The 24,285-nt window shown below is 56.7% G+C and carries 19 protein-coding genes; 13 read left to right on the forward strand and 6 right to left on the reverse strand.

Annotated elements, in window-relative coordinates; all coding sequences use genetic code 11:
- Nucleotides 1-89 precede the first annotated feature (89 nt).
- Complete coding sequence (locus PSQ90_RS11170; protein WP_282210385.1) at nucleotides 90-2,999, forward strand: insulinase family protein; 2,910 nt, start codon at nucleotides 90-92, stop codon at nucleotides 2,997-2,999.
- Between the two features lie 4 nt (nucleotides 3,000-3,003).
- Nucleotides 3,004-3,312 carry a UvrB/UvrC motif-containing protein gene (locus PSQ90_RS11175; protein ID WP_282210386.1) on the forward strand — a complete coding sequence of 103 codons (309 nt, stop codon included), beginning with the start codon at nucleotides 3,004-3,006 and terminating at the stop codon, nucleotides 3,310-3,312.
- A 3-nt stretch (nucleotides 3,313-3,315) separates the two neighbouring features.
- On the opposite strand, the gene PSQ90_RS11180 is transcribed toward PSQ90_RS11175, so the two are convergent.
- Together PSQ90_RS11180 and PSQ90_RS11185 are read right to left on the reverse strand one after the other, a co-directional pair.
- Complete coding sequence (locus PSQ90_RS11180; protein ID WP_282210387.1) at nucleotides 3,316-3,708, reverse strand: MerR family DNA-binding protein; 393 nt, start codon at nucleotides 3,706-3,708, stop codon at nucleotides 3,316-3,318.
- The gene (locus tag PSQ90_RS11185; RefSeq protein ID WP_282210388.1) at nucleotides 3,705-5,420 is read right to left on the reverse strand and encodes a long-chain-fatty-acid--CoA ligase; all 1,716 of its coding nucleotides are present in this window, start codon (nucleotides 5,418-5,420) and stop codon (nucleotides 3,705-3,707) included. Before PSQ90_RS11185 ends, PSQ90_RS11180 begins: the two co-directional genes overlap by 4 nt.
- A 321-nt stretch (nucleotides 5,421-5,741) precedes the next feature.
- On the opposite strand from PSQ90_RS11185, the gene PSQ90_RS11190 reads away from it, so the two are divergent.
- The 10 genes from PSQ90_RS11190 (at nucleotide 5,742) to ykgO (ending at nucleotide 17,721) form a co-directional block, all read left to right on the forward strand.
- Complete coding sequence (locus tag PSQ90_RS11190; RefSeq protein WP_282210389.1) at nucleotides 5,742-8,210, forward strand: acyl-CoA dehydrogenase; 2,469 nt, start codon at nucleotides 5,742-5,744, stop codon at nucleotides 8,208-8,210.
- 9 nt (nucleotides 8,211-8,219) lie between these two features.
- Nucleotides 8,220-10,184 (forward strand): 3-hydroxyacyl-CoA dehydrogenase NAD-binding domain-containing protein, encoded by a 1,965-nt coding sequence (locus tag PSQ90_RS11195; protein WP_282210390.1) that lies wholly within the window; start codon nucleotides 8,220-8,222, stop codon nucleotides 10,182-10,184.
- Nucleotide 10,185: 1 nt separating this feature from the next.
- Entirely contained in the window at nucleotides 10,186-11,466 is a 1,281-nt protein-coding gene (locus PSQ90_RS11200) for an acetyl-CoA C-acetyltransferase (RefSeq protein WP_282210391.1), read from the forward strand.
- Between the two features lie 9 nt (nucleotides 11,467-11,475).
- The gene (locus PSQ90_RS11205) at nucleotides 11,476-11,643 is read left to right on the forward strand and encodes a hypothetical protein (protein ID WP_282210392.1); all 168 of its coding nucleotides are present in this window, start codon (nucleotides 11,476-11,478) and stop codon (nucleotides 11,641-11,643) included.
- A 230-nt stretch (nucleotides 11,644-11,873) separates the two neighbouring features.
- Nucleotides 11,874-13,487, forward strand: a complete 1,614-nt coding sequence (locus tag PSQ90_RS11210; RefSeq protein ID WP_282210393.1) for a peptide ABC transporter substrate-binding protein — start codon at nucleotides 11,874-11,876, stop codon at nucleotides 13,485-13,487.
- Between the two features lie 104 nt (nucleotides 13,488-13,591).
- Complete coding sequence (locus PSQ90_RS11215; RefSeq protein WP_282210394.1) at nucleotides 13,592-14,515, forward strand: ABC transporter permease subunit; 924 nt, start codon at nucleotides 13,592-13,594, stop codon at nucleotides 14,513-14,515.
- Nucleotides 14,515-15,435, forward strand: a complete 921-nt coding sequence (locus PSQ90_RS11220; protein WP_282210395.1) for an ABC transporter permease — start codon at nucleotides 14,515-14,517, stop codon at nucleotides 15,433-15,435. The genes PSQ90_RS11215 and PSQ90_RS11220 overlap by 1 nt, the downstream gene beginning before the upstream one ends.
- Before the next feature lies 1 nt (nucleotide 15,436).
- Nucleotides 15,437-16,420, forward strand: a complete 984-nt coding sequence (locus tag PSQ90_RS11225) for an ABC transporter ATP-binding protein (RefSeq protein ID WP_282210396.1) — start codon at nucleotides 15,437-15,439, stop codon at nucleotides 16,418-16,420.
- An 8-nt stretch (nucleotides 16,421-16,428) separates the two neighbouring features.
- Nucleotides 16,429-17,439 (forward strand): ABC transporter ATP-binding protein, encoded by a 1,011-nt coding sequence (locus tag PSQ90_RS11230; RefSeq protein WP_282213041.1) that lies wholly within the window; start codon nucleotides 16,429-16,431, stop codon nucleotides 17,437-17,439.
- 156 nt (nucleotides 17,440-17,595) lie between these two features.
- Nucleotides 17,596-17,721 carry a type B 50S ribosomal protein L36 gene (ykgO, locus tag PSQ90_RS11235; protein WP_046139985.1) on the forward strand — a complete coding sequence of 42 codons (126 nt, stop codon included), beginning with the start codon at nucleotides 17,596-17,598 and terminating at the stop codon, nucleotides 17,719-17,721.
- Between the two features lie 146 nt (nucleotides 17,722-17,867).
- On the opposite strand, the gene pyk is transcribed toward ykgO, so the two are convergent.
- A complete protein-coding gene (gene pyk, locus PSQ90_RS11240) occupies nucleotides 17,868-19,304 on the reverse strand; it encodes a pyruvate kinase (RefSeq protein WP_282210397.1) in 1,437 nt (478 codons plus the stop codon).
- The gene (locus PSQ90_RS11245) at nucleotides 19,301-19,891 is read right to left on the reverse strand and encodes a DUF1036 domain-containing protein (protein ID WP_282210398.1); all 591 of its coding nucleotides are present in this window, start codon (nucleotides 19,889-19,891) and stop codon (nucleotides 19,301-19,303) included. The genes pyk and PSQ90_RS11245 overlap by 4 nt, the downstream gene beginning before the upstream one ends.
- A gap of 145 nt (nucleotides 19,892-20,036) precedes the next feature.
- On the opposite strand from PSQ90_RS11245, the gene PSQ90_RS11250 reads away from it, so the two are divergent.
- Nucleotides 20,037-20,300 carry a DUF2312 domain-containing protein gene (locus PSQ90_RS11250; protein WP_282210399.1) on the forward strand — a complete coding sequence of 88 codons (264 nt, stop codon included), beginning with the start codon at nucleotides 20,037-20,039 and terminating at the stop codon, nucleotides 20,298-20,300.
- Nucleotides 20,301-20,343: 43 nt separating this feature from the next.
- Here the strand turns inward: PSQ90_RS11250 and dxs are convergent, their stop codons facing one another.
- Nucleotides 20,344-22,275, reverse strand: coding sequence for a 1-deoxy-D-xylulose-5-phosphate synthase (dxs, locus tag PSQ90_RS11255; protein WP_282210400.1), 1,932 nt, complete (start codon nucleotides 22,273-22,275; stop codon nucleotides 20,344-20,346).
- 152 nt (nucleotides 22,276-22,427) lie between these two features.
- Nucleotides 22,428-24,077 (reverse strand): DUF882 domain-containing protein, encoded by a 1,650-nt coding sequence (locus PSQ90_RS11260; protein ID WP_282210401.1) that lies wholly within the window; start codon nucleotides 24,075-24,077, stop codon nucleotides 22,428-22,430.
- Nucleotides 24,078-24,285: the final 208 nt, after the last annotated feature.

Below are 24,285 nucleotides of genomic sequence, written 5' to 3' on the forward strand. Positions count from 1 at the left end.
TTGCCTATCCCGACTTAGCGGGGGCGGCACTGGCAAAATGCCGCGTCCGTGCCTACCTCAAGTGACAATTCAAATAATATGAGCCTTTCATGTCCAATCATCCAGCATTTGAACTATTGCGCGACGAACAAATAACCGAGGTCAATTCGCAGGCCCTACTTTTTCGGCACAAGAAGACCGGGGCTGAGGTTTTATCGCTGGTCAATGATGACGAGAACAAGGTTTTTGGCATCACTTTCAAGACGCCACCTGAGGACTCAACTGGAATTGCTCATATTCTGGAGCATTCGGTGCTGTGTGGCAGTCGCAAATATCCGATCAAGAAGCCGTTTGTTGAGCTGATCAAGGGCTCGCTCAACACGTTTTTGAACGCGATGACTTTTCCGGACAAAACCGCCTATCCCGTCGCCAGCCAAAACTTGCAGGATTTTTATAATCTGGTCGATGTCTATCTGGATGCGGTATTTTTTCCGCTGATTTCAGAGGACACTTTTCGGCAGGAAGGTTGGCATTATGAGGCCGAGGCACCGGACGCACCGCTGATTTACAAAGGCGTGGTATTCAATGAAATGAAGGGGGTGTTTTCTTCGCCCGACGCAGTGATGCGCGATATTTCTCAGCGCTCACTGTATCCCGATGTGACCTATGGCAAATCCTCGGGCGGTGATCCCAAGGCCATTCCTGATCTGAGCTATCAGCAATTCAAATCCTTTCATGAAAAATACTATCATCCGTCCAACGCGCGTGCCTTCTTTTCGGGCGACGATGACGCCAATGAACGGCTCGACATTCTTGACGCCTACTTCTCTCAGTTCGAGCGTGCGCAGGTCGATGCCGAAGTGCAGTTGCAGCCACGGTTCAACTCGCCACGTCAGGTAATTGCGACCTATTCTGGGAGCAAGGATGAGGCCAAGCCGCGCGATGGCATGATAAGTGTCAACTGGATGATCGAGCCCCCGGCAGACCGGATGGAGGCACTCTCGAACGGCTTGTTGTCCTATATACTGATGGGCAATTCGGCTGCGCCGTTCCGCAAGGCCTTGACTGATTCAGGATTGGGCGAGAGCCTTATCGGTGGCGGCATCTCAGGCGGCCTGCGCCAGCCGATGGCCAGTTTCGGGCTCAAGGGTATTGATCCCGCCGACGCAGGCAAGGTCGAAGAACTAATCCTGAAAACGCTCAAGAAGTTGAGCGAAAACGGGGTCGACAAGCAGACCATCGAGGCGGCGATCAACACGTTCGAATTCTCGCTGCGTGAAAATAACACCGGATCGTTTCCGCGCGGCATTGCGATGATGTTTGCGACATTGAGCACCTGGCTGCATGATGATGACCCGCTGGCGCCGCTGGCGTTTGAAGACGCGCTCGGGACGATAAAGGCCAAGGCGGAAAAGGGGTATTTTGAACAGCTGATCAAAACGCGGTTCCTTGAAAATCCCCACCGCACAACGGTCATTCTGTCAGCCGATGAGCAGCAGGATGCGCGCGAAGCCCAAGCGGAAGCTGATCGGCTCAAGGCCGTTCAGGACAAGATGGGGCCAGCCGATATTGAAGCGGTCATTGCCGGTTCCCAAAGGCTCAAGGACCTTCAGGATGCCGTCGATGATCCGGATCTGGTCGCGCGAATTCCGACACTTACACGGGCCGATTTGCCGCGCGAAATACGCACCGTGCCGATCGAGCGCGACACGCTGGCGGGTGCGAGGCTTTTTTACCATGATCTGCCGACGCTGGGGGTTTTCTATCTGGATTTGGGGTTTGACCTGCATGCACTGGATCAAGACCTGCTTCCCTATCTGCCGCTGTTTGGCCGGGCCCTGTTGCAGATGGGTACGGCCAAGGAAGATTTTGTTTCGCTGACCCAGCGAATTGGTCGCTCGACGGGCGGGGTCGGCCAGCATCGAGGGCTTTCCTCGCGCCAGCACGGGCAGGATAGTGCCGCCTGGTTTTTCCTCTCTGGCAAGGCGGTGCCGGCAAAAATTCCAGAAATGCTGGATATAATGCAGGACATGATCCTGACAGCGCGTTTGGACAATCGCGAGCGGTTCAAGCAAATGGCGCTTGAAGAAAAGGCCGGATATGAAGCCCGGATTGTGCCTGCAGGCAATTCGATTGTTGATACGCGACTGAAATCCAGCCTGGCTGAAGCCAGCTTTGTCGCCGAATTGACCGGCGGGGTCAGCTACCTCGATTTTGTACGCGATCTGATCCAGCGGATCGATAGCGATTGGGCCTCGGTTGAGGCGGCGCTGGAGCGCATTCGAACCAGCCTGTTTAACCGCGCTCATATGGTGGCCAATGTTACCGCCGATGCTGGCATATGGTTGGATGCGCGCGCTGGCATGGGGGCGTTTATCGCGACCATTCCACGAACGGACGGAGAGCTTCAGCAATGGACAAACACGCGAGAGCGGTCATCAGAAGGGCTGATCATTCCGGCGCAGGTCAATTATGTCGGCAAGGGCGCCAACCTTAAGGCTCTCGGATTTGACTTGAGTGCTGCGTCCAGTGTTGTGTTGAAATTTCTCAATACGACTTGGCTCTGGGACAAGGTCCGCGTGCAGGGCGGCGCCTATGGCGGCTCGAGTCGGTTTGACATGATCTCGGGTAATTTTTCGTTCCTGAGCTACCGTGATCCAAACCTGATCAAGACGCTCGATGCCTATGATGGCTCGGCTAAGGCGCTGCGAGCGCCGGTCAGCGATGCAGATCTCACCCGCTCGATCATTGGTGTTGTTGGGGATATGGATGGATATGAATTCCCCGACGCCAAGGGGTATTCATCGATGTGGCGTGAATTGACCGGTACGACGGATGCACTCCGCCAGCAACGCCGCGAGGAGGTGCTTAACGCCAGCCGAGCCGATTTTGTGGCCATGGCCGAAGCGCTTGAGGCGATTGCCGAGCAGGGGCACGTCGTCGTGCTGGGCGGGGAAGCCGCTATTTCGAAGGCCAACGCGTTACGTCCTGGCCTTTTGAGCGTATCCAAGGTGATGTGAGCAGATGTCGACGGCCTCGATCCATCGCAAAATTGCTGCCTTGGAACAGCAGATGAGCGCTGCGGCTGAGGCGATGGATTTTGAGTTGGCGGCGCAATTGCGCGACGAGATTGCGCAATTGCGGGGCGAGCGCCCGGAACTGGAGGCCAAGGGCGAGGATGGTAGCTCGGTAACGGTGGTTGGTCAGCCGCCGCCCGGTGCCATGGGGCTGGGAACCAACCAGCCGGTTGTCCAGCCGCCAAAAGGTTGGAAGAAGCCGAAAAAACCCGATCCGCTCACAGCGCACCATCACGGTCGGGATAGGCGCAAATAGGTCTCAACTCGCCTTGGCGATCCGTTCTGAGGCAAGTTTGCGGATTTGCCTGAGCTCTTCGATAGTGGTTTGCAGATCAACCATTTGTCGCTCAAGTGAGCCCAGACGTTCATCAACCATATCCACCAGCAGATTGACCTGTTGATCGCGATTGGCGTCGTAAAGACTCAAATAATCTGAGATGTCGCGCAGCGAAAACCCCAACCGCTTGCCGCGCAGGATCAGGATCAATCGGGCGCGGTCGCGGCGGCGGAATACGCGTGTGGCGCCTAAGCGTTCCGGCGACAAGAGCCCTTTTGACTCATAAAACCGAATTGCGCGGGTCGAAATGCCAAATTCCTTTGCGAGATCAGCGATCGCGAACAGATCACGATTATCGTTTTCAGATCGGTTCATGATTTTTCAGCTTTCATTCGCGCATAATCTTCGCGCAGTTCTTTCTTTGACAGCTTGCCCACGAGGGTTTTGGGCAGGGCTTCCCTAAAGATGAACTCCTTTGGCATTTCGATCTTGTTGAGCTTTTCCTGCAGAAACTGCTTGAGCTGGGCAGGGGTGGCAGATTGACCCTCTTTGAGTTTGATATAGGCGACGGGGGCTTCGCCACGGTAATCGTCGGGCACGCCAATGACGTTGGTTTCATCGACAGCAGGATGAGTCATCAGGGCTTCTTCGATGGTGCGTGGATAGACATTGAAGCCCGAGCAAATAATCAGGTCCTTGATCCGGTCAACGAGAAACACATAGCCATCCTCGTCCATGTGGCCGACATCGCCGGTCCGCAACCATCCATCCATAAAGGCGCCGCTGTCTCCATCCTCGTCCTCAAAATAGCCTTTCATGACTTGGGGGCCTTTGACCTGCAGTTCTCCATCTTCGCCAATCCCGACGGGTTTTTGAGTGTCGACATCGACAAAGCGGATGTCCGTTGCTGGAATGGGCAGGCCAATGGACATTGGTTTGCTGGACACACGTAGCGCTGCGCAGCAGACCACTGGTGAGGCCTCGGTCAGTCCATACCCTTCGGCCAGCGTGGCCTTGGAAAGCCTGCCGAAATTGGCGCGGATCTCATTGGGTAAGGCCGCCCCGCCCGAGATCACTACTTCGAGACCCGCAAGCTGCTCGGTTGTGGTTGATTTGTCGCGGGCCAGCGCCGCCAGCAAGGTAGGCACAGCAGGCATGACATTGGCGCGGGTGCGGGTCAGGAGGTTAAGCAGCGATTTGAGTTCGAAACGCGGCAGCATGATGACCGGCGTGCCATTGCTCAACGGCACGTTCATGCAAACAGTCATGGCAAAGATGTGGAAGAAGGGCAGCACTGCCACGACCTTGGATGGGGGCGCAAAAACACCACATCCCCAATGGTCGATCTGGCTCATATTGGCCGCAATATTGGCGTGAGTGAGAAGTGCGCCCTTGGGCAGACCCGTGGTGCCGCCGGTATATTGCTGCACAGCGATATCGTTTTGAGGATCAATGACCACTGGGCTGGGCGGAGCACCGCGCGCCAGCATGTCCGAGAACTTGACCACTTTTCCCGCTACGCTCGATTTGGAAATCGAGGCCAGATCCTTGCGTTTGGCAACCGTATAGAGGACTTTTTTGACCAGCGGTAAAGCGTCGGGAAAATGGCAAACGATCAGCGATTGCACGTGACCGGCCCTGACCAGCGCCTCGGCTTTTTCATAAATCTGGGCCAGATCGAGCGTGACCAAGACATCGGCGCCAGCATGGCTGGTTATGTGCGACAATTCCTGGACGGTATAGAGCGGATTACAATTGACCACTATGCCGCCTGCGCGCAGCACCCCGTAATAGGCAATGGGGTAAAATGGCGTATTGGGTAGCATCAGGGCAACTCGGCTACCCTTCTTGATCCCGAACTGCTGCTGCAGTGCACCGGCGAAAGCGGTAATTTTTTTGGCCAGATCGCCGAAACTGGTGGTGCCGCCGAGGAAATCCAGTGCCAGTGCGGCGGGATTTTTAGCGCAGGCTGCGAGAACCTGCTCGTGAACTGGTCGGGTATCGATCTTTGCGTTCCAGGCGATGCCTTCTGGATAGCTGGCGATCCATGGCCGCAAGGCCTTTACGGCGGTGCTTTTCGTTCCCATCGCAGTCCTCCAGGGCATTTACCCATTTTTGGCTCACGAGAATTGAGCCTCTAAACTATTCCATGGCCTTACGTTAGCGTCAAATGGTTGCCGAAATCCTCAAAACTGTTCGCAATCAAATCAATTTCAACAACTTCCGCAACAGGCAATTAGTTGACGTAAGCGTAAATCTGAATAAACTGAGTTAAATCTTAAGCGGCACGCGCTAGAGTGCGCGAGACAAATGAGTGTTTCGCACGCAGACAAGAGGCGCAGTGGGATTGTCGAAGACTCCCGCCGGGCAGGAGCGCAAGCGGGGCCGGCGGGTCCAAGGAGACGAATATGGGTTTAGCATTGTTTCTGGTCGGGCTGGTCGGTTTCGCAGCGCTGGCCGTACGGCAGTCGCCGCTTTGGCAGTGGGGTGTGTTGACCCTGGTGTTGGGGCTGCTCAGCCGAATCAGTTTTCCTGCCGGGGGTTTGGAAGTCGCCACCGGTTTTGGCGGCCTGATTTTTGCCTTGCTGCCGGGCATTGTTTTGCTGGCGCTGTCGCTCAAGCCAGTGCGCATCGCGGTCGTTACTGGCCCCGCCTATGGCATGGTCAAGAAAATTCTGCCGAAGGTAAGCCGCACCGAACAGGAAGCGCTGGACGCGGGCACGGTGGGTTGGGATGCTGAATTGTTTTCAGGCCGTCCCGACTGGAAAAAGTTGACCTTGATCCGTCCCCTGACACTGAGCGAGGAGGAACGAGCGTTCCTTGACGGTCCGGTTGACCAGGTTTGCGCCATGATAGACGATTGGGACACGCGCAATAATCTCGCTGATCTGTCGCCTGAAGTTTGGCAATTTCTCAAGGACAACGGCTTCCTCGGTATGTTGATTGCCAAGGAATATGGCGGCCTTGGTTTTTCGGCGCAGGCGCAATCAATGATTGTGTCAAAAATTTCGAGCCGTTCGGTTGCGGCGGGTATTACCGTTATGGTGCCCAATTCACTCGGGCCGGGCGAGCTGTTGGAAAAATACGGCACGACCGCCCAAAAGGACAAATATCTTGCGCGGTTGGCGAAGGGACTTGAAGTCCCCTGTTTTGCGCTGACCGGGGTGCATTCAGGCTCTGACGCGGGCGGCATGCGCGATGTTGGCATTGTCACCAAGGGCACCTATCAGGGCAAGGAGACGCTGGGTGTCCGGCTGAGTTGGGATAAGCGCTATATCACGCTGGCGCCGATCGCCACTTTGGTCGGTCTGGCGTTCATCTTGCACGATCCCGATAATCTTTTGGGCAAGGGTGAGCGGGTCGGCATTACGCTGGCGCTGGTGCCGCACGATCATCCTGGCGTTGAAATTGGGCGACGCCATTACCCTTCCCGTCAGGCGTTCATGAATGGTCCAACCACGGGCGATGACGTTTTCATTCCGATGGAATTCCTGATCGGTGGAACCGACTATGTAGGCCAGGGCTGGCGCATGTTGATGGAGTGCCTGTCGACTGGTCGTGCCATTTCGCTTCCAGCCATCGGGTCAATATCGATCAAGCAATCGCTCCGGGTGACCTCTGCCTACGCTCGCATTCGGCGTCAATTCGGCATTCCCGTTGGCATCATGGAAGGGGTGGCTGAGCCCCTGGGACGCGTCCTCAAGAATTCCTATACCTATGAGGCGGCACGGCGACTCACGGCTTCCATGGTCGATGAGGGGCAGCGCCCGGCAGTGATCTCGGCACTTCTCAAATATCGCACCACCGAGGCAATGCGCGATAGCATGGATGATGCATTCGATATCCATGGCGGCCGCGCCATTCAGGACGGACCAAGCAATTATCTGTTCGGCGCCTATATGGCGTTGCCGGTGGCGATCACAGTTGAGGGCGCCAATATATTGACGCGCACGCTGATGACCTTTGCTCAGGGCGTGTTGCGAGCGCATCCGTTTTTGTATTCGGAAATTTCAGCAGCGCAGAACCCCGACAAGCGGGAAGGGGTTGAGCAATTTGACACTGCGTTTGCCGGGCATACCAGTTTCATGTTGCGCAACATTGCGGCCAGCTTTTTGCACGGTATAACCGGGGCCGCATTTGCCTCAACGCCCAACAATGGGCAGATGGCTCATTGGTATCGCCAATTGCACCGCTATGCTCAGGCATTTGCTTTGGTTGCGGACTGGACCACGGTATTTCTTGGCGGCGATCTCAAGCGCAAGCAGAAGATTTCCGGCCGCATGGCTGATCTCTTGGGCGACCTTTACATGATGTCGGCAACGCTTAAGCGTTTTGACGAGGAAGGCGCATTGGCCGAAGACAAGCCAGTGGTTGATGCCATCATGGCCGATCATATCGCCAAGATGGAAGTCAGCTTTGGCGAAGTCTTCGCCAACTTCCCAAATCGGTTCGTGGCCTATGCCATGGCATTCCTGTGCTTTCCGCTGGGGCGGCACGCGCGGCCCAGTTCGGATCGGCTCAACTACAAGTTGGTGCGCGCGGTATTGCGCCCCGGAGAATTCCGCAATCGTCTGACGACAGGCGTCTATGTTTCAATGGACCCAAAAGATGTCACCGGCGTTCTGGAAGATGGGCTTGTCAAAGTTACCGAGGCCGAAGAAATTGAATCGCGCTTTATCAAGGCGGCACGCAAGGGCACCATTGAACGACGCCTCGATCGCGATGCCATCGAGGATGCGGTGGCTGCGGGCGTATTGAACGAAAATGAGGCAGGGGTCATGCGGGCAGCCGATGAAGCGACAAATCGGGTGGTCCGGGTCGATGATTTTGAGCCCGGGCAACTGTCGGAACACCGCGCCAAATCTGCGGCGGAATAGGAGAGACCCATGGCCCCCCAACCGCAATTGACCGAAACCAAGAATTGGAACTTCCATACCGATGTGGAAGGGCTGGGATGGCTGACGATCAACACGCCCAATTCGCCGGTCAACACGCTCAGTCGTGAAGCGATCATGGAATTGGAAACGCTGGTAGCGCGGTTCGAGGATCTTGCCAATAGCCGCGAACTGGTTGGCGTCATTCTGCTATCTGGCAAGGACAGTGGCTTTATCGCGGGCGCTGATATTTCCGAGTTCGATGCCATGTCGGATTTCTCGGTGTTGCCCGAAGCGCTCAAGCGCACCCATGCTCTGTTTCAGCGCATCGAAAATCTCAAAATCCCGGTTGTGGCGGGGATTCACGGATTTGCGCTCGGCGGCGGATTGGAACTGGCGCTGGCCTGCCATTATCGCGTGGCGGTCAATGACGACAAGACGCGGATCGGGTTTCCCGAGGTCAATCTTGGCATTTTTCCGGGTTTTGGCGGCACCGGTCGTTCCATTCGGCAGGCGGGGCCGGTCGATGCGATGAGCATTATGTTGAGCGGGCGGCTATTGCGCGCGGGGGCTGCGCGTGGGTTGGGATTAGTCGACAAGTTGGTGCGCCACCGCGACATGCTGCGCTGGGAAGCGCGCAAAGCTGTGTTGCAACATCGAAAATCCAAACACGCAGGCTTGTTCAAACGCGTCATGGGCATGGGCCCGCTGCGGGGCTATGCCGTTTCCAAGATGCAGGAACAGGTCGCCAAGAAGGCACGCAAGGAACATTATCCAGCGCCCTATGCACTGATTGATCTGTTTGAAAAGCACGGCGACGACTGGCAGGCGATGATCGGTGGCGAGATCGACGCTTTTGCACCTCTGATGGGATCGGACACGGCATCCAATCTGCGGCGGGTATTCTTCTTGTCCGAAGGCTTGAAAAAACAAGGTACCAAAGGCGCCAAATTTGCACGGGTTCATGTGATCGGAGCAGGGGTCATGGGCGGCGATATTGCCGCCTGGTGCGCCTTGCGCGGTATGGCTGTGACGCTTCAGGATCTGGATATGGACCGGATCAAGCCAGCGCTTGATCGTGGCAAGAAGCTGTTCAGAAAACGGCTCAAGAAAAAATTTGAGGTCGATGCTGCAGTTGCCCGGCTTGAGGCAGATCCAGCTGGCAAAGGTGTTAGCCGCGCCGATGTTGTTATCGAGGCTGTGGTGGAAAATCTTGAGATTAAGCGCAAGATTTTTGCGGGGCTTGAGGACAAGCTGAAACCCGGTGCGATTCTGGCGACCAACACCTCTTCAATCGAACTGGAGCGGATTGCCGAGGGTCTCAAGGATCCGGCGCGGTTGATCGGGTTGCACTTCTTCAATCCCGTGGCGCAACTGCCGCTGGTCGAGATCATTCGTTCAACTTTCAATAACGACGCAGAAATCGGCAAGGGTGCGGCGTTTGCGCTGGCGATTGGCAAAAGTCCGGTCGTTGTCAAATCGGCACCTGGATTCTTGGTCAACCGGGTATTGATGCCCTACATGCTGGATGCCGTGCAGCGGGTGGAAGCGGGGGAAAGCAAAGAGTTGCTTGATGCCGCAGCCGTTGCGTTCGGCATGCCGATGGGGCCGATTGAGTTAATGGATACGGTGGGCCTCGATGTCGGGCTGTCGGTGGCAACCGAATTGGGACATGAGGTGCCCGAGCGATCGAAATTTTCCAAGCTGGTGACGGCCAAGAAGTTGGGCCGCAAGTCGGGCGAAGGCTTTTACAAGTGGGTTGATGGCAAGGCACAAAAGGGGCCGGTTCCCGACCACAAGGATCTCGCCGAACTTGGGCGCGCGTTGGTCAAGCCATTGGTCGACATGAGTAAAGTGGTGGTGAGCGAGGGCGTGGTGGCCAATGGGGACATGGCCGATATCGGGGTGATCATGGGAACCGGATTTGCGCCGTTCCTTGGCGGTCCGTTGCAGGCGCGCAAAGACGGGAAAGCGTAAGATGACTGAGCTGAGAAAAATCGCCATCGTTGGTTCAGCGCGTATCCCGTTTGCGCGCGGCCATACAGCCTATGTGGAGCAGACCAACCTGTCGTTGATGGCCACCGTCCTGCGCGGTTTGGCGGAAAAATATGATCTCAGGGGCACCAGGATCGACGAAGTGATGGGTGGCGCCGTTATTGGGCACAGCCGCGATTTTAACCTGACGCGCGAAGCCCTGCTTGATGCCGGTTTTTCCCCGCGTACGCCGGGCACAACCATGCAAATCGCCTGTGGCACCAGCCTGCAAGCGGCATTGACGCTGGGGGCCAAGATCGCGACGGGTGAGATCGAGAGTGGCATTGCGGTGGGCTCGGACACGGTTAGTGACAGTCCAGTTGTTTTCGGCAACAAATTTCAGCACCGCATGATAAATCTGTCGCGGGCACGAAACCTTGGTGAACGATTTAAGGCATTCAAGGGATTTTCTTTTGGCGAATTGACCCCGGTTGCCCCCTCAGTCAACGAACCACGCACTGGTCTATCGATGGGCCAGCATGCCGAATTGATGGCGCGGGAGTGGGGGATCACCCGGCAAGCCCAGGACGCGTTGGCACTGGCCAGCCATCAAAATGCGACCAAGGCCTATGATGAAGGATTTCACGACGACCTGTTGGTGCCTTGCGCGGGGCTGGTGCGTGACAACAATGTGCGCGCCGACACAACGCTGGACAAAATGGCAAGCATGAAGCCTGCCTTTGACAAATCTTCGGGCCACGGCACCCTGACGGCTGCCAATTCAACACCCCTGACCGATGGTGCTTCATCGGTCCTTCTGGCGAGCGAAGAGTGGGCGCGCGAACGCGGGCTGCCGGTTCTGGCCTATCTGAGCATGGGCGCGGTCGCCGCCAACGACTTTGCAGGCGGCGAGGGGCTGCTGATGGCGCCCACGATTGCCGTGTCTGACATGTTGACACGGGCCGGTCTTGGGTTTGATGATATTGATCTGTTCGAAATCCACGAAGCTTTTGCTGCGCAGGTGCTGTGCACGCTCAAGGCCTGGAATAGTCCTGCCTACTGCAAGGATGTGTTGGGGCGTAACGAGGTATTGGGCGAAATAGATCCGGCCAAGATCAATATCAAGGGCTCGAGCCTAGCCTATGGCCATCCATTTGCAGCGACTGGTGGCCGCATATTGGGGGTGACGGCAAAATTGCTCAACACCGAGGCCAAACAGCGCGCACTGATTTCTGTGTGCACTGCAGGTGGGCAAGGCGTTGCGGCGCTGGTCGAGCGGGCGTAAGGTTTTTTCATGAGCGACAATGTCATCAAGTTCAAACCGGTCAAGAAAAAGCCAGAGAAAAAGTCGGCCCAAAAGCCTTTCAAATTTCGCACGGTACCCAGTTGGGTGGCGTGGTTGGGATTGATTGGGCTTGGCTGCTTATTGAGCGCTGCCCAATATTCCGGATTTCTGGGCTGATCGTTCCCCCCAGGGTGGCTGAATTCAACTTCCCGGGGTGACATCCTTCTCCACATGAAGCAGCTGAGTTGACGCTTAGGTCAATCTTTTGCTTGTCAGTGGACGGAATTGCACGATACCGTCCAGTCAACCTGCCCGCACGTTCACAAATCTGGCGGCGGCAGGGTGCTGTTCACAGCACACAGAAATCAAAATCAAGAACAATATGCTTTTCAGGAGGCGGGACACGAATGAAATTCACTCAAACCCTTACAGCAGTCGCGACAGCAGGCGTTATGGCGCTGATGATGAGCACTGCCGCATCGGCGGTGACGCTACAGATGCACAATGGTGCCGATCCGGGCTCGCTTGATCCACACAAGGTTTCAGGCGACTGGGAAAACCGCATCGTCGGCGATTATATTGAAGGCCTGGTGACCGAGGACGCCAAGGCTGACGCTATTCCGGGTCAGGCCGAAAGCTGGGATATTTCCGAGGATGGTACAGTTTATACCTTCCACCTCCGGGACGGGATCAAGTGGACCGACGGAGAGCCAGTGACAGCGGAAGACTTTGTCTTCGCGTTCCAGCGCCTAATGAACCCGGCCACGGCGTCTGATTATGCCTATCTGCAATATCCGATCAAGAACGCAGCCAAGATCAATTCCGGCGAAATAACCGATTTCAGCGAATTGGGTGTGAAGGCGCTCGACGACAAGACCGTCGAAATCACGCTTGAAGCGCCAACGCCGTTCTTCCTGCAGGCTCTGACGCATTATACCGCCTATCCGGTGCCAAAGCATTTGGTTGATGAATATGGTGATGCATGGACCAACATGGATCACATCGTTGCCAATGGCCCTTACAAGATCACGGAATGGCTGCCTGGCTCTTATGTACATTCTGTCAAAAACGACGATTACTACGATGCCGCCAATGTCCAGATCGACGAGGTCTACTACCACGTCCTTGAAGATCAGGCTGCTGCGCTCAACCGCTACCGCGCGGGCGAGTTCGATATTCTAACCGATTTCCCGGCCGACCAATATCAGTGGATTCAGGACAATCTGCCCGGGCAGGCCCATGTCGAGCCATTCCTGGGGGTCTATTACTATGTTCTCAATCAGGAAAAGCCGCCGCTGAACGATCCGAATATTCGTGAAGCGCTGTCGATCTCGATCATGCGCGATGTGATTGGGCCTGATATTCTAGGAACCGGCGAATTGCCTGCCTATGGCTGGGTTCCCGAGGGTACTGCCAACTATCAGGGCGAAACCTATATGCCCGCATGGGCAAAAATGCCCTATGAAGACCGTGTGGCCAAGGCCAAGGGCATCATGGAAGCGGCTGGTTATACGCCAGACAATCCACTGACCCTGCAACTGCGCTATAATACGAACGACAACCATCAGCGCATCGCCGTGGCAATAGCAGCGATGTGGGAGCCGATTGGGGTCAAGGTTGAATTGTTCAATGCCGAAACCGCCGTGCATTACGATGCCCTGCGAGCCGGCGACTTCCAGGTGGGGCGTGCCGGTTGGCTGCTCGACTACTCAGATGCGTCCAATACGCTGGATCTGCTCAAGACAGGTACCATGCAGGGCGATACCATGAACTGGGGCAACAACTACGGTCGTTACTCAAACCCCGAGTTCGACAAACTACTGGCAGCTGCCTCCAGTGAACAGGATCTGACCAAGCGGGCTGGCGAATTGCATGCGGCCGAGACGCTTGCCATGGACCAGTTCGCGGCAATCCCCATCTATTGGTACGTGTCCAAAAATATCGTGTCGCCCAAGGTGACCGGCTTTGAAGACAATGCCAAGGATGTGCACCGCACCCGCTGGCTGACCAAGTCCGAATAGGCTCAGCATTGACGGATTGATCGTGGGAGCGTCGGCTCCCGCGATCAACCTTTCCGGCAGTGCGCCGCGATTGCGCCAGCCGGATCACAAAAGGTTTTTGCATCATGCTGGGTTACGCCCTGCGGCGTGTGCTATCGGCCATTCCGATTGCATTGATCGCTGTAACTGTCTGCTTTTTCGTGCTGCGACTGGCGCCCGGTGGCCCGTTTGATGGAGAGCGCGCCTTGCCGCCGACCGTCCTTGCCAATCTGCGCGCCCACTATAATCTCGATCAGCCGTTGGTCGTGCAGTATCTGATCTATATCTGGCGTCTGCTGCAGGGGGATCTCGGTCCCTCAATGGTGATTGACGGGTTCAATGTGAGCCAGCTGATCAGCATTGGATTTCCCTTTACCCTGACAGTGGCGATGTCGGCCTTTGTGATTGCCACGGTTATTGGTGTCATTGCTGGCATGATCGCGGCGGTGAACCAAAACAAATGGCCCGATTATGTGCTGGTGCTGGTCGTCATGCTCGGCGTGGTAATTCCGAACTTCCTGATGGCGGCTTTGCTGCAATTATGGTTCGGGGTTTATCTGGGCTGGTTGCCAGCGGGAGGTTGGGTCGCGGGGTCCATTCCGCATCTGGTGCTGCCCGTAACCGTGTTGGCATGGCCGCACGCTGCGCGAATATCGCGGCTGATGCGCGGCTCGATGATCGAGGTGCTGGGCACTAATTTTGTCCGTACGGCCCGTTCAAAAGGTCTGGGGCAGAGGCTGGTTCTGGCGCGACACGCGATCAAGCCTGCCCTATTGCCTGTTGTTTCCTATCTGGGGCCAGGGATGAGTTATCTGCTCACTGGTTCGCTGGCCGTCGAGCAGATTTTTGGGCTGCCGGGGATTGGCAAATATTTTGTCACCGCAGCGCTCAATCGCGACTATGGCGTCGTTCTGGGCACGACCATTTTGTACATGTTCATTATTCTGGCACTCAATCTGATTGTTGATCTGGTCTACGCCTGGCTTGATCCCAAGGTGAGGTACCGCTGATGGCCGGGATCACAGGCAAGGACGAAGTCCTTACGCAATATGCACGGCGTCTGGAAACGCTCGAGGCGCCCAAAGGGCGCTCGCTGACCCAGGACGCTTTGCGTCGCCTGGCGCGGAACAAGGCGGCGGTCATCTCCATCGCCATCGTTGTTTTCATCGTGCTGGCCGCCTTTGTCGGGCCCTATTTCGTGCCCTGGGGCTATTCAGAGGTCGACTGGACCTCGATCCGCAAGCCGCCCGATTTTGCCAAGGCACACTATTTCGGAACCGATCAGAACGGTCGCGATATGCTGGCCCGGGTGCTGCAAGGCACGCAGATGAGCCTGATCGTGGCGGGGGTCGCTACTATCGTTTCAGTGGTCATTGGCATCATTTATGGCGCGGTGGCGGGTTATCTCGGTGGGCGGGTTGATGCGTTGATGATGCGTATCGTCGATATCATGTATGCGCTGCCTTATATCCTGTTCGTCATCATTCTGGTGGTGATGTTCGGTCGTCATCCGGTGCTACTATTCGTGGGAATTGGTGCCATTGAATGGTTGACCATGGCGCGCATTGTTCGGGGTCAGACGCTTTCGATCAAGGAACGCGAGTTTGTCGAAGCAGCGCGGGCCGGCGGCGCCAAGCCCTGGACCATTATCAGTCGGCACATCGTGCCAAACCTGACCGGCCCTGTGGTAATATACGCAACGCTGACCATCCCCGAAATTATCATTGCCGAGAGTTTCTTATCCTATCTCGGCCTGGGCGTGCAGGAGCCACAAACTTCGTTGGGTACATTGATTTCATTCGGTGCACCGGTTGCCGAGGTGCTGCCCTGGATGCTGTTGTCGCCCGCCATTGTGTTGGTCACTCTGTTGCTTTGCCTCACCTATATCGGTGACGGCCTACGCGACGCCCTGGACCCCAAGGATCGATGAAATGAGTGAAGTCCTCAAAGTCGAAGACATGTCGGTTACGTTCGATTTGCACGATAGCGAAGTGCATGCGGTACGCGAGATGAATTTTACGCTCGCCGAAGGCGAAACGCTGGCGGTAGTCGGCGAATCCGGTTCAGGCAAGAGCCAGGCGTTCCTCTCGATCATGGGGTTGCTGGCCAAGAATGGCCGCGCTACCGGGCGCGCCGTCATGGGGGATGTCGATCTGATTGGCATGGCGCCAAAACAGCTTGATATCTATCGCGGCAAGGACATTGCGATGATCTTTCAGGACCCGATGACTTCCCTCAACCCGACCCTGCGGGTTAAGACCCAGCTGGCCGAGGTCTTGGTCACGCATCGCAACTTCGACAAGCAGGCAGCGATCAAGACGTCGATCGAAATGCTGGAGCGGGTCGGTATCCCCGAGCCGGTCAAACGCGCCAATGCCTATCCCCATGAACTGTCAGGGGGCATGCGGCAGCGCGTCATGATCGCCATGTCGCTCCTGTGCCAACCCAAAATCCTGATCGCGGACGAGCCCACAACGGCACTCGATGTAACGGTTCAGGCGCAAATGCTGGATCTGTTCAAAAAACTGACCGAGGATTTCGGCACCGCGCTGGTGCTCATTACCCATGATCTGGGAGTGGTCGCGGGCATCGCTGACCGGATGATGGTGATGTATGGTGGCCGTGCCGTTGAAACGGGAAAAACTGACGATCTGTTTTACGATCCTCGTCATCCCTATACCCTGGGCCTCTTGCATTCGACACCCCACATTGCCAAACGGACGGCGCGGCTCGATCCCATCCAGGGATTGCCGCCGAGCCTTGAGCATTTGCCTCAGGGATGTTCGTTCAATCCGCGTTGCGCATTCGCGTTCGACCGGTGTCATGCCGAACGCCCGCCCCTGACAGAAGCGGGCGAGGGCCGGCAAAAGGCCTGCTTTTATGAAGGCGCGATGAAATATGGAGAGGTCGCCTGATGAACCAGATGCCAGCCGACCTGCTCGAAATCAGGGACCTCAAGAAGACATTCTCGATTGCCCATGGCCTGTTTGCCCGACCACTGACGCTGACGGCACTTGAAGATATCAATTTTACTATTCATCAGGGCGAAACGCTGGGCATTGTGGGGGAAAGCGGCTGCGGGAAATCGACCCTCGGGCGTTGTATCCTGCAGTTGCTGGCACCCGATGAGGGGCAGGTTCTTTGGCTCGGCCAGGATTTGACGCGCCTTCCAGCCGAGGAGATGCGCAAGCGGCGGCAGGACCTGCAGATCATTTTCCAGGATCCACTAGCCTCGCTCAATCCCCGCATGACGGTGGGCGAAATAATCGCGGATCCGCTGCGCACTCTGCGCCCTGAACTAGATAAGACCGAACGCCGGGCGCGGGTTCTCAAGACGATGGAATCGGTGGGTCTGTTACCCGAAATGATCAACCGATATCCGCACGAATTTTCTGGCGGGCAGGCGCAGCGGATTGGCATTGCTCGGGCGCTGATCACCGAGCCGAAACTTATCGTTTGTGATGAACCAGTATCAGCGCTCGACGTTTCGATCCAGGCTCAGATTTTGAACCTGTTGGCCGAACTCAAGGATGAGTTGGGGCTTACACTGATCTTCATTTCGCACAATCTGAGTGTGGTACGCCACGTCTCGGATCGCATTCTGGTGCTTTATCTGGGCCGCATTGTCGAACTGGCAACGGGCGATGAAATCTATGAAGATCCACGGCACCCCTATACGCGGGCATTGCTGACGGCTGTCCCGATTCCAGATCCAAAACTTGCCCGACAACGCAATATTGATGCGCTCGATGGGGAAATTCCCTCGCCGATCAATCCGCCATCAGGTTGCACATTTCGGACCAGATGTCGGCATGCGCGCGATATTTGTGCCCAGCAACGACCGCCGCTCGAAACCATTGAAGACAATAGGCTGGTCGCGTGTCTCCGGTGGCAGGAGATCGAAGTAGAGGAGCAGGCAAACCAACCCGCCTGAGCACTGGAAGCGCCTGTAATTTCGTGGGTTTTCGGACCGTGTTGGAAATGGGCAAATGCCTGCGATTGGCGCGTTGACAGGGGCAAGCAATTTCCTTATGTTCCGGCCAAGTTTTCGGGCGCTCTGGCGCCCCTTTTATTTAACTGAGGTTTTACGATGAAAGTCCGCAACTCGCTAAAGGCGCTGATGACTCGCCACCGCGCGAACAAGCTCGTCCGCCGTCGCGGTCGGGTCTATATCATCAATAAGGTCGACAAGCGTTTCAAGGCACGCCAGGGCTAGGCCCGCTGCCAGACTAATGTTGAAAAAGCCCGCCATGCGCGGGCTTTTTTATTGCCCTTCGCATTGGCCAAATTCTTGGCGACAAGCAAAAAGCCCGGATGTAATTAGTACCCGGGCTCAAAATTTGGACTGTCGATGCGGCTGGTTTAGCTGGAACCGGCGCCATCCTGCCGTACGAAGGCAATGCGTAGCATGTTGGTTGCGCCCGGTGTGCCCAAGGGGACGCCAGCGGTGATTGCGATACGGTCGCCGGGGCGGGCAAAGCCTTCCTGATAAGCGATGACGCAGGCCCTGTCGACCATGTCCTCAAGGCTGATCGCATCTTCAGTCTGCACGCAATGGATACCCCACACTACCGATAGACGGCGGATGGTGCGCATATTGGGCGAAAGTGCGATAATAGGTTTTGCGGGCCGTTCGCGGGCGGCGCGAATGCCAGTTGAGCCCGAGGCCGTGTAAGTCACGATAGCGGCTAGATCGAGCGTTTCGGCGACTTGCCGGGTCGCAGCCGAAATGGCGTCGGCGGCTGTGGCTTCAGGTTCGGTTTGGGCGGCGCGAATGATGCCGCGATAGTTAGCGTCATCTTCAACAGCGATAGCCACCTTGTTCATGGTGGAGACGGCTTCAACCGGATATTGGCCCGAGGCCGACTCGGCTGAGAGCATGATGGCGTCAGCGCCTTCAAACACGGCAATCGACACGTCCGAAACTTCGGCGCGGGTTGGTACAGGCGCGGTGATCATCGATTCCAGCATCTGGGTGGCGACAACCACGGGCTTGCCGTAACGGCGCGCCATGCGGATCATGCGTTTTTGCAGGCCGGGAACGGTTTCCAGCGGCAATTCCACGCCCAGATCACCACGCGCGACCATGATGGAATCGCAAAGCTTGATGATTTCTTCGAGCCGTTCGATGGCCTGCGGCTTTTCAATCTTGGCCATGACACCGGCGCGACCCTGAACGATCTTGCGGACGTCAATGATATCTTCGGGACGCTGCACGAACGACAGAGCGATCCAGTCGGCATCGTTTTTGAGCGCTTCAACCAGATCGGCGTGATCCTTTTCGGTCAACGCGCCGGTGGGGAGCAACGTGTCGGGCAGGGAGACGCCCTTCTTGTCCGAAAGCTTGCCGCCGTAAACGACTTCAGTCTCGATGGCACCGTTGCCAACCTTGGTGGCTTTGAGCTGCAACTTGCCATCGTCGAGCAGCAGGCGGTCGCCTACCGAAACGCTTTCGATGATTTCGGGATGGGGCAGGAATACCCGATCAATGGTTCCAGGCGCATCCGAACTATCCAGGACAAATTTCTGGCCGGCAACCAGATGGATGGCGCCTTCAGCAAATTTCGATACGCGCAGTTTTGGGCCTTGAAGGTCAACCAATATGCCCAATGGATGATTGAGGCGCTTTTCGACGCTGCGAATTCGTTCGACCGTCTGGCGCAACACGTCGTGACTGGCGTGGCTCATGTTGATGCGGAACACATCCGCGCCGGCGCGGGCAAGTTCCTCGATCATCTTTTCGTCCTGGCTTGCCGGGCCCAGGGTCGCAAGGATCTTAACTCGTCTCATCCGTCTCATTGCGTGTCCGTGCTTTCGCTATCTTGCGTGGCGTTTGTGGATTGACCGGCAGGATCGACAGGTTGGTCGGGATTATCCAGCGGCGCATCGTCCTCTGGACCAACGATGCCGGGCTCACCCGTCTTGTCTGTCAGTTTCAAAGTCCAGTCGGTTCGCTTTTGGGTATCGATTTCAAAGAACCCGGTGCGCTCATAGCCGCGTGCGAGACAATCCTCAACCCCAAAGATTGTGAAGGTTTCGTCACGTGTGCACATGAAAACCGATCCATCCCACTCGCCGCCGCCAATATCGTCAACAGCGTAAATGTAATAATAGGAGCGATCGGCAAGACTACCCTGATAGAGAACTTGACAGTCGCCGGGCTGGGTTTGCCACCAGCCTTCCGATTGCCAACCCCGCTCGGCGCGATACCCCATGGCAACCGAAACCATGTTCCCGGTTTCATTGCACACGCGCAGGTCCGCCATGGCGGGCGCCGAAAAGAAAAACATGCCGGATAAGAACGCGCCGACAAGGGTTACGCCGTGACGGAAAAAATGCAATGGGCTGCCGGAAGTCATTGAAAAATCTGCCTTGGTTTGGGCCATTGAATGGTGCGGTGTCAACCGCTAAACGCCGGATTTGACCGAATTGAGGGGATCGGTGGCACGGGGATGTGGATTGGACAACAAAGGTCTTGAACCGCAGCCGCTGCTGATGTTGAAACATGGTCCCAACGAAGAGGAAATTTTTATGGCCGAAGAAAGTGTTGCCCAGGACCAGTTGCGGGCGTTCATCGAGCGCATTGAGCGCATGGAAGAAGAAAAAGCTGCCATCGCTGCCGACATCAAGGAAATCTATGCCGAGGCCAAGGGCAATGGCTTTGATACCAAAGTCATCCGGCAAATCGTGCGGATCCGCAAGCAGGATGCCAATGAGCGCATGGAGCAGGAAGCATTGCTCGAGCTTTACATGTCCGCACTGGGCATGGTCGCTGAACCGGCCAACGACGACTGATCAGATTGGCGCCAGCCCAACGGCTGGCGCGAAGGCGGAGCGATCAGTGCGACTTGCCCAAGGCGGCGAGCATTGATGCTTCGTCATAGCCGAGCGTTGAAAGCGCTGAGCTGACAATGCCAGCGCGATCCAGACCGGCATCGGCATACATGGTGGCCTGACTGCCATGTTCGACAAAAGTGTCGGGGATCATCAGCGGGCGGAAGCGCAGCTTGCCGTCGAGCAGGCCGTTGCTGGCCAAAAAGGTCGCCACATGGCTGCCGAAGCCACCAATCGAGCCTTCCTCGACGCTCAGGAGCACATCGTTATCCTGGGCCAGTTTGGCGATCATTTCTTCATCGAGCGGCTTCATGAACCGTGCATCGGCAATGGTCGGGTTCAGGCCCAAAGCGGCCAATCGTTCGGCGGCAGCTATCACCTCGGCCAAACGCGTGCCGTAGCTGAGAATGGCGATGGTTGAACCCTGCTGAATGATCCGACCCTTGCCGATTGGCAATATGGTGCCCCGCTGCGGTAGTTCGACGCCAGATCCTTCCCCACGCGGATAACGGAACGCGATGGGGCCGTTGTCGTAGGCGGTTGCCGTGGCGACCATGTGGCGCAGTTCGGCCTCGTCGGCAGCCGCCATATGGACCATGCCGGGGATGGCACCAAGGTAAGCAGCATCATAGTTGCCTGCATGGGTGGGGCCATCGGCGCCGACGTATCCGGCGCGGTCAATGGCAAAACGCACCGGCAAGTGCTGGATGGCTACATCATGGACCACCTGATCATAGGCGCGCTGAAGGAACGTTGAATAGATGGCGCAAAATGGGCGCATGCCTTCGGTAGCCATGCCAGCGGCAAAGGTGACGGCGTGCTGCTCGGCGATACCCACATCAAAAATGCGATCTGGAAAAATTTCGGCAAATTTATCGAGACCGGTTCCTGATGGCATGGCCGCGGTCACGGCAACAACACGGGGGTCATCCCTGGCCTCGTCAATCAGGCTCTGGGCGAAGACATTGGTATATGAAGGCGCGTTCGATGGCGCCTTGGCCTGTGCCCCGGTGATGACGTTGAATTTGGAGACGCCATGATATTTGTCGGCGGCATCTTCGGCGGGACCGTAGCCCTTGCCCTTTTTGGTCACCACATGGATGAGAATGGGCCCGGTATCAGCGTCGCGGACATTTTCGAGCACCGGCAAGAGATGATCGAGATTGTGCCCGTCGATGGGGCCGACGTAGTAAAAGCCCAGCTCCTCAAACAGCGTGCCACCAGTAAAAAAGCTACGGGCAAATTCCTCGGTGCGTCGGGCAGGCTCATATAGAAACTGCGGCAGTTTCTTGGTCATGGACTTGGCGGTTTCGCGCATGCCGCGATAGACCGGCCCCGAAACCAGTCGCGCCAGATAGGCGCTCAACGCGCCCGTGGGTGGGGCAATCGACATGTCGTTGTCGTTGAGAATGACAATGAGTTTGGCGTCCATGGCGCCGGCATTGTTCATGGCCTCATAGGCCATGCCAGCGGACATCGCGCCATCCCCGATAACGGCAACGACATGGCGGGGAATCGCCTTGAGATCGCTGGCCACTGCCATGCCCAGACCGGCGGAAATCGAGGTTGACGAATGGCCAGCGCCAAACGGGTCGTATTTGCTTTCAGCGCGACGGGTGAACCCAGACAGTCCATCCTTTTGGCGCAGGGTGCGGATGCGATCGCGTCGACCGGTCAGGATCTTGTGCGGGTAGGCCTGATGGCCGACATCCCAGATAATCCGGTCGTGCGGCGTATCAAAAATGGCGTGCAGCGCCACGGTCAATTCAACCACGCCAAGTCCGGCACCCAGATGCCCACCAGTTACCGAGACCGCGTCGATCATTTCGCTACGCAACTCGTCGGCCAGCTGGGCTAACTTGTCACGAGGCAAGGCGCGCAGTTTGTCGGGCGTGTCAGCAGTGTCGAGCAGCGGTGTTTGTGGCTTGTCGGCCAAGGCAATTGTCCTTTACGGGGGCGACGAAACGGGTGCGCCGAAACGCATTATCACCTGAGCGTCGACGCAATTAAGGCGCGGCGGGCTTAGACCAGCAATAGTGAGAGGGGACCGCCATTGCAACCACGATGCTGCAATCGCTCAAGGATTGATCAGCGAAACGCGACCGTCAGGGGGGCGTTGGTTACAAATTTTTCGTGGCTGAATGCGGGCGGCTCATCGCCAATGCCCATTTTGGTCACGTCGGCGCCCAGTTCCGTCTCGGGGCTGAAATCGGCTTCGTCGTGATCATAGATGACGGCGAAATGTTCTGACGTCATGACTACCGGGGTCAGGAAAACGTCGGCAATATGCTCGAGGTCGGGCGCAATCAGATCAACGGCGCGCGGTTGTCCGATGGTCCGCTTTGCCAGAGCGCGCGCGATCGGGGTTGCGGAAGTATCATCGGCAACAGCGCCCCAGGTCAGGTCAAACAGATTGGCCAAATCTCCCAATTGATTGCCGCCGCCCAGCGAGGCGGAACGAAGCCCACTTGCGCCGGTCAAGGTCAGCCGCGGCTTTGAGGCTTGCGTGGGGGCCGGTGCGAGGGAAGCTGTGTTGGTGCTGCGGTCGATGATCATTTCAACCGCACGTTGGGCGCCGGGTTCTGCTGGCGATGGTGCGTAAGCTGTCACGATGTTGGATGGATCGTTGGTCATCAGAACACGAGCTGCTGGAATTGGCGCGCCAATTTCGGCAAGCGCCGTCAATGCGGTTTGGCCGGTCTGGCCAGCGGGTAGTGCGGCGGCGGTTGCAACCAGCATGGCGTGGGATTTGATGGCCGGTTGCGGTGCGGATAGAGGCGCGCTTCCGACACTGGAGAAGGGGAAATCCGAGGGGTTTTGCACCGCTGCCACCTGCGTGATCTCGCCTAATCCCTGTGGCCGCATGAAGGGGGTCGGCGCTATGCGAGGCTGGTTTGTAGCGGCGGCAGTTTTGACGGGGGCGGCGTTTGGTGCGACATCAGCCTGATCCTCGGCCTCGTCGGCATTGTCACCAAAGAACAGATCCATCAGCGTGGTGCCCGAGTGTTTTGTCTCGGCGCTGGCAACAGCGGTCCGGCTGCTGCTTGAGCCGTTGCAGGGCACCATATGGCAGCGTTGCCACTGGGCCTGCGCATACTGGCGGCCGCTATTGGACAATGGCTTGCCGTCTGTTGGGACATGCAAAGTCTTGCCATCGGGGAAAACCTGCTTGAGCTGAGCGCGGGTCATCCGGGGCCATGCACGCACGTTGCCGGTATCCAGATGTACAAATGGGCTGCCCGAGGTTGGATAATAGCCGACACCGCCAACCTGCTTTTTCATGGCAACGGCGCGCAATTTGGTCAGAGAGATACCCGGAATAAAGAAATCCATGGCATTGCCCTTGGTGTGCTGGGAATCCTTGGCAACACCAGATCCAGATCTGGAGCGCAGCATTTCATTGGTTGCCGGGGCGCGATAAGCCGAAACCACGTTAACCGGTTGGGTGGCACCAACATCCTGATAGACTTCCCAGATCAGATCAAACAGCGCCGGATCCATCTTGGTTGGCTCATTGCGGCGCCAATCGCGCAGGAAATAATTGAGCTGGCTCAGGCCTGAGGACACATACCGCCCATTGCGCTTGAAGACTATGCGGGCGGTTTCCTTGGTGTGGGTGTAGTATAGGTAGAGTGCGCGTTCGCTGGCAGCCTGAGCTGGCACAATGAATGCACCTAGCGACAGGGTAAAGCTCATGACTGCTGCGACCAGCAATCGCGCAAAATGAAACTGCCTCAAAGGTGATGTCCCCGTCACGCCAACATTACTCGCACTACCAATTCAATACTGGATAGATGTTAGCGTAATTTCGATTAGAACTTATTAACGCTAAACAGTGATGTTTTGACCCATTTTGGCCCGATGGCAAGTTCATAGGGGCAAAAATGGACGGAACCAAGGCGAATTCGTTTAGATAAGGTAAACCAATCGGGTCGCAGGGCCGATG

Origin of the sequence: Devosia rhodophyticola (assembly GCF_028816475.1) — a bacterium.
In the GTDB taxonomy this organism is placed as follows: Bacteria; Pseudomonadota; Alphaproteobacteria; order Rhizobiales; family Devosiaceae; genus Devosia; species Devosia rhodophyticola.

Bases quoted from the DNA above. Each gene is read 5' to 3' on its own strand.
- PSQ90_RS11190 (WP_282210389.1), top strand. From the start codon at position 5,742: ATGGGTTTAGCATTGTTTCTGGTCGGGCTGGTCGGTTTCGCAGCGCTG.
- PSQ90_RS11215 (WP_282210394.1), top strand. From the start codon at position 13,592: ATGCTGGGTTACGCCCTGCGGCGTGTGCTATCGGCCATTCCGATTGCA.
- PSQ90_RS11180 (WP_282210387.1), bottom strand. From the start codon at position 3,708: ATGAACCGATCTGAAAACGATAATCGTGATCTGTTCGCGATCGCTGAT.
- pyk (WP_282210397.1), bottom strand. From the start codon at position 19,304: ATGAGACGGATGAGACGAGTTAAGATCCTTGCGACCCTGGGCCCGGCA.
- PSQ90_RS11230 (WP_282213041.1), top strand. From the start codon at position 16,429: ATGCCAGCCGACCTGCTCGAAATCAGGGACCTCAAGAAGACATTCTCG.
- PSQ90_RS11195 (WP_282210390.1), top strand. From the start codon at position 8,220: ATGGCCCCCCAACCGCAATTGACCGAAACCAAGAATTGGAACTTCCAT.
- PSQ90_RS11175 (WP_282210386.1), top strand. From the start codon at position 3,004: ATGTCGACGGCCTCGATCCATCGCAAAATTGCTGCCTTGGAACAGCAG.
- PSQ90_RS11170 (WP_282210385.1), top strand. From the start codon at position 90: ATGTCCAATCATCCAGCATTTGAACTATTGCGCGACGAACAAATAACC.
- PSQ90_RS11250 (WP_282210399.1), top strand. From the start codon at position 20,037: ATGGCCGAAGAAAGTGTTGCCCAGGACCAGTTGCGGGCGTTCATCGAG.
- PSQ90_RS11245 (WP_282210398.1), bottom strand. From the start codon at position 19,891: ATGGCCCAAACCAAGGCAGATTTTTCAATGACTTCCGGCAGCCCATTG.
- PSQ90_RS11210 (WP_282210393.1), top strand. From the start codon at position 11,874: ATGAAATTCACTCAAACCCTTACAGCAGTCGCGACAGCAGGCGTTATG.
- ykgO (WP_046139985.1), top strand. From the start codon at position 17,596: ATGAAAGTCCGCAACTCGCTAAAGGCGCTGATGACTCGCCACCGCGCG.
- PSQ90_RS11205 (WP_282210392.1), top strand. From the start codon at position 11,476: ATGAGCGACAATGTCATCAAGTTCAAACCGGTCAAGAAAAAGCCAGAG.
- PSQ90_RS11225 (WP_282210396.1), top strand. From the start codon at position 15,437: ATGAGTGAAGTCCTCAAAGTCGAAGACATGTCGGTTACGTTCGATTTG.
- PSQ90_RS11220 (WP_282210395.1), top strand. From the start codon at position 14,515: ATGGCCGGGATCACAGGCAAGGACGAAGTCCTTACGCAATATGCACGG.
- PSQ90_RS11200 (WP_282210391.1), top strand. From the start codon at position 10,186: ATGACTGAGCTGAGAAAAATCGCCATCGTTGGTTCAGCGCGTATCCCG.
- PSQ90_RS11185 (WP_282210388.1), bottom strand. From the start codon at position 5,420: ATGGGAACGAAAAGCACCGCCGTAAAGGCCTTGCGGCCATGGATCGCC.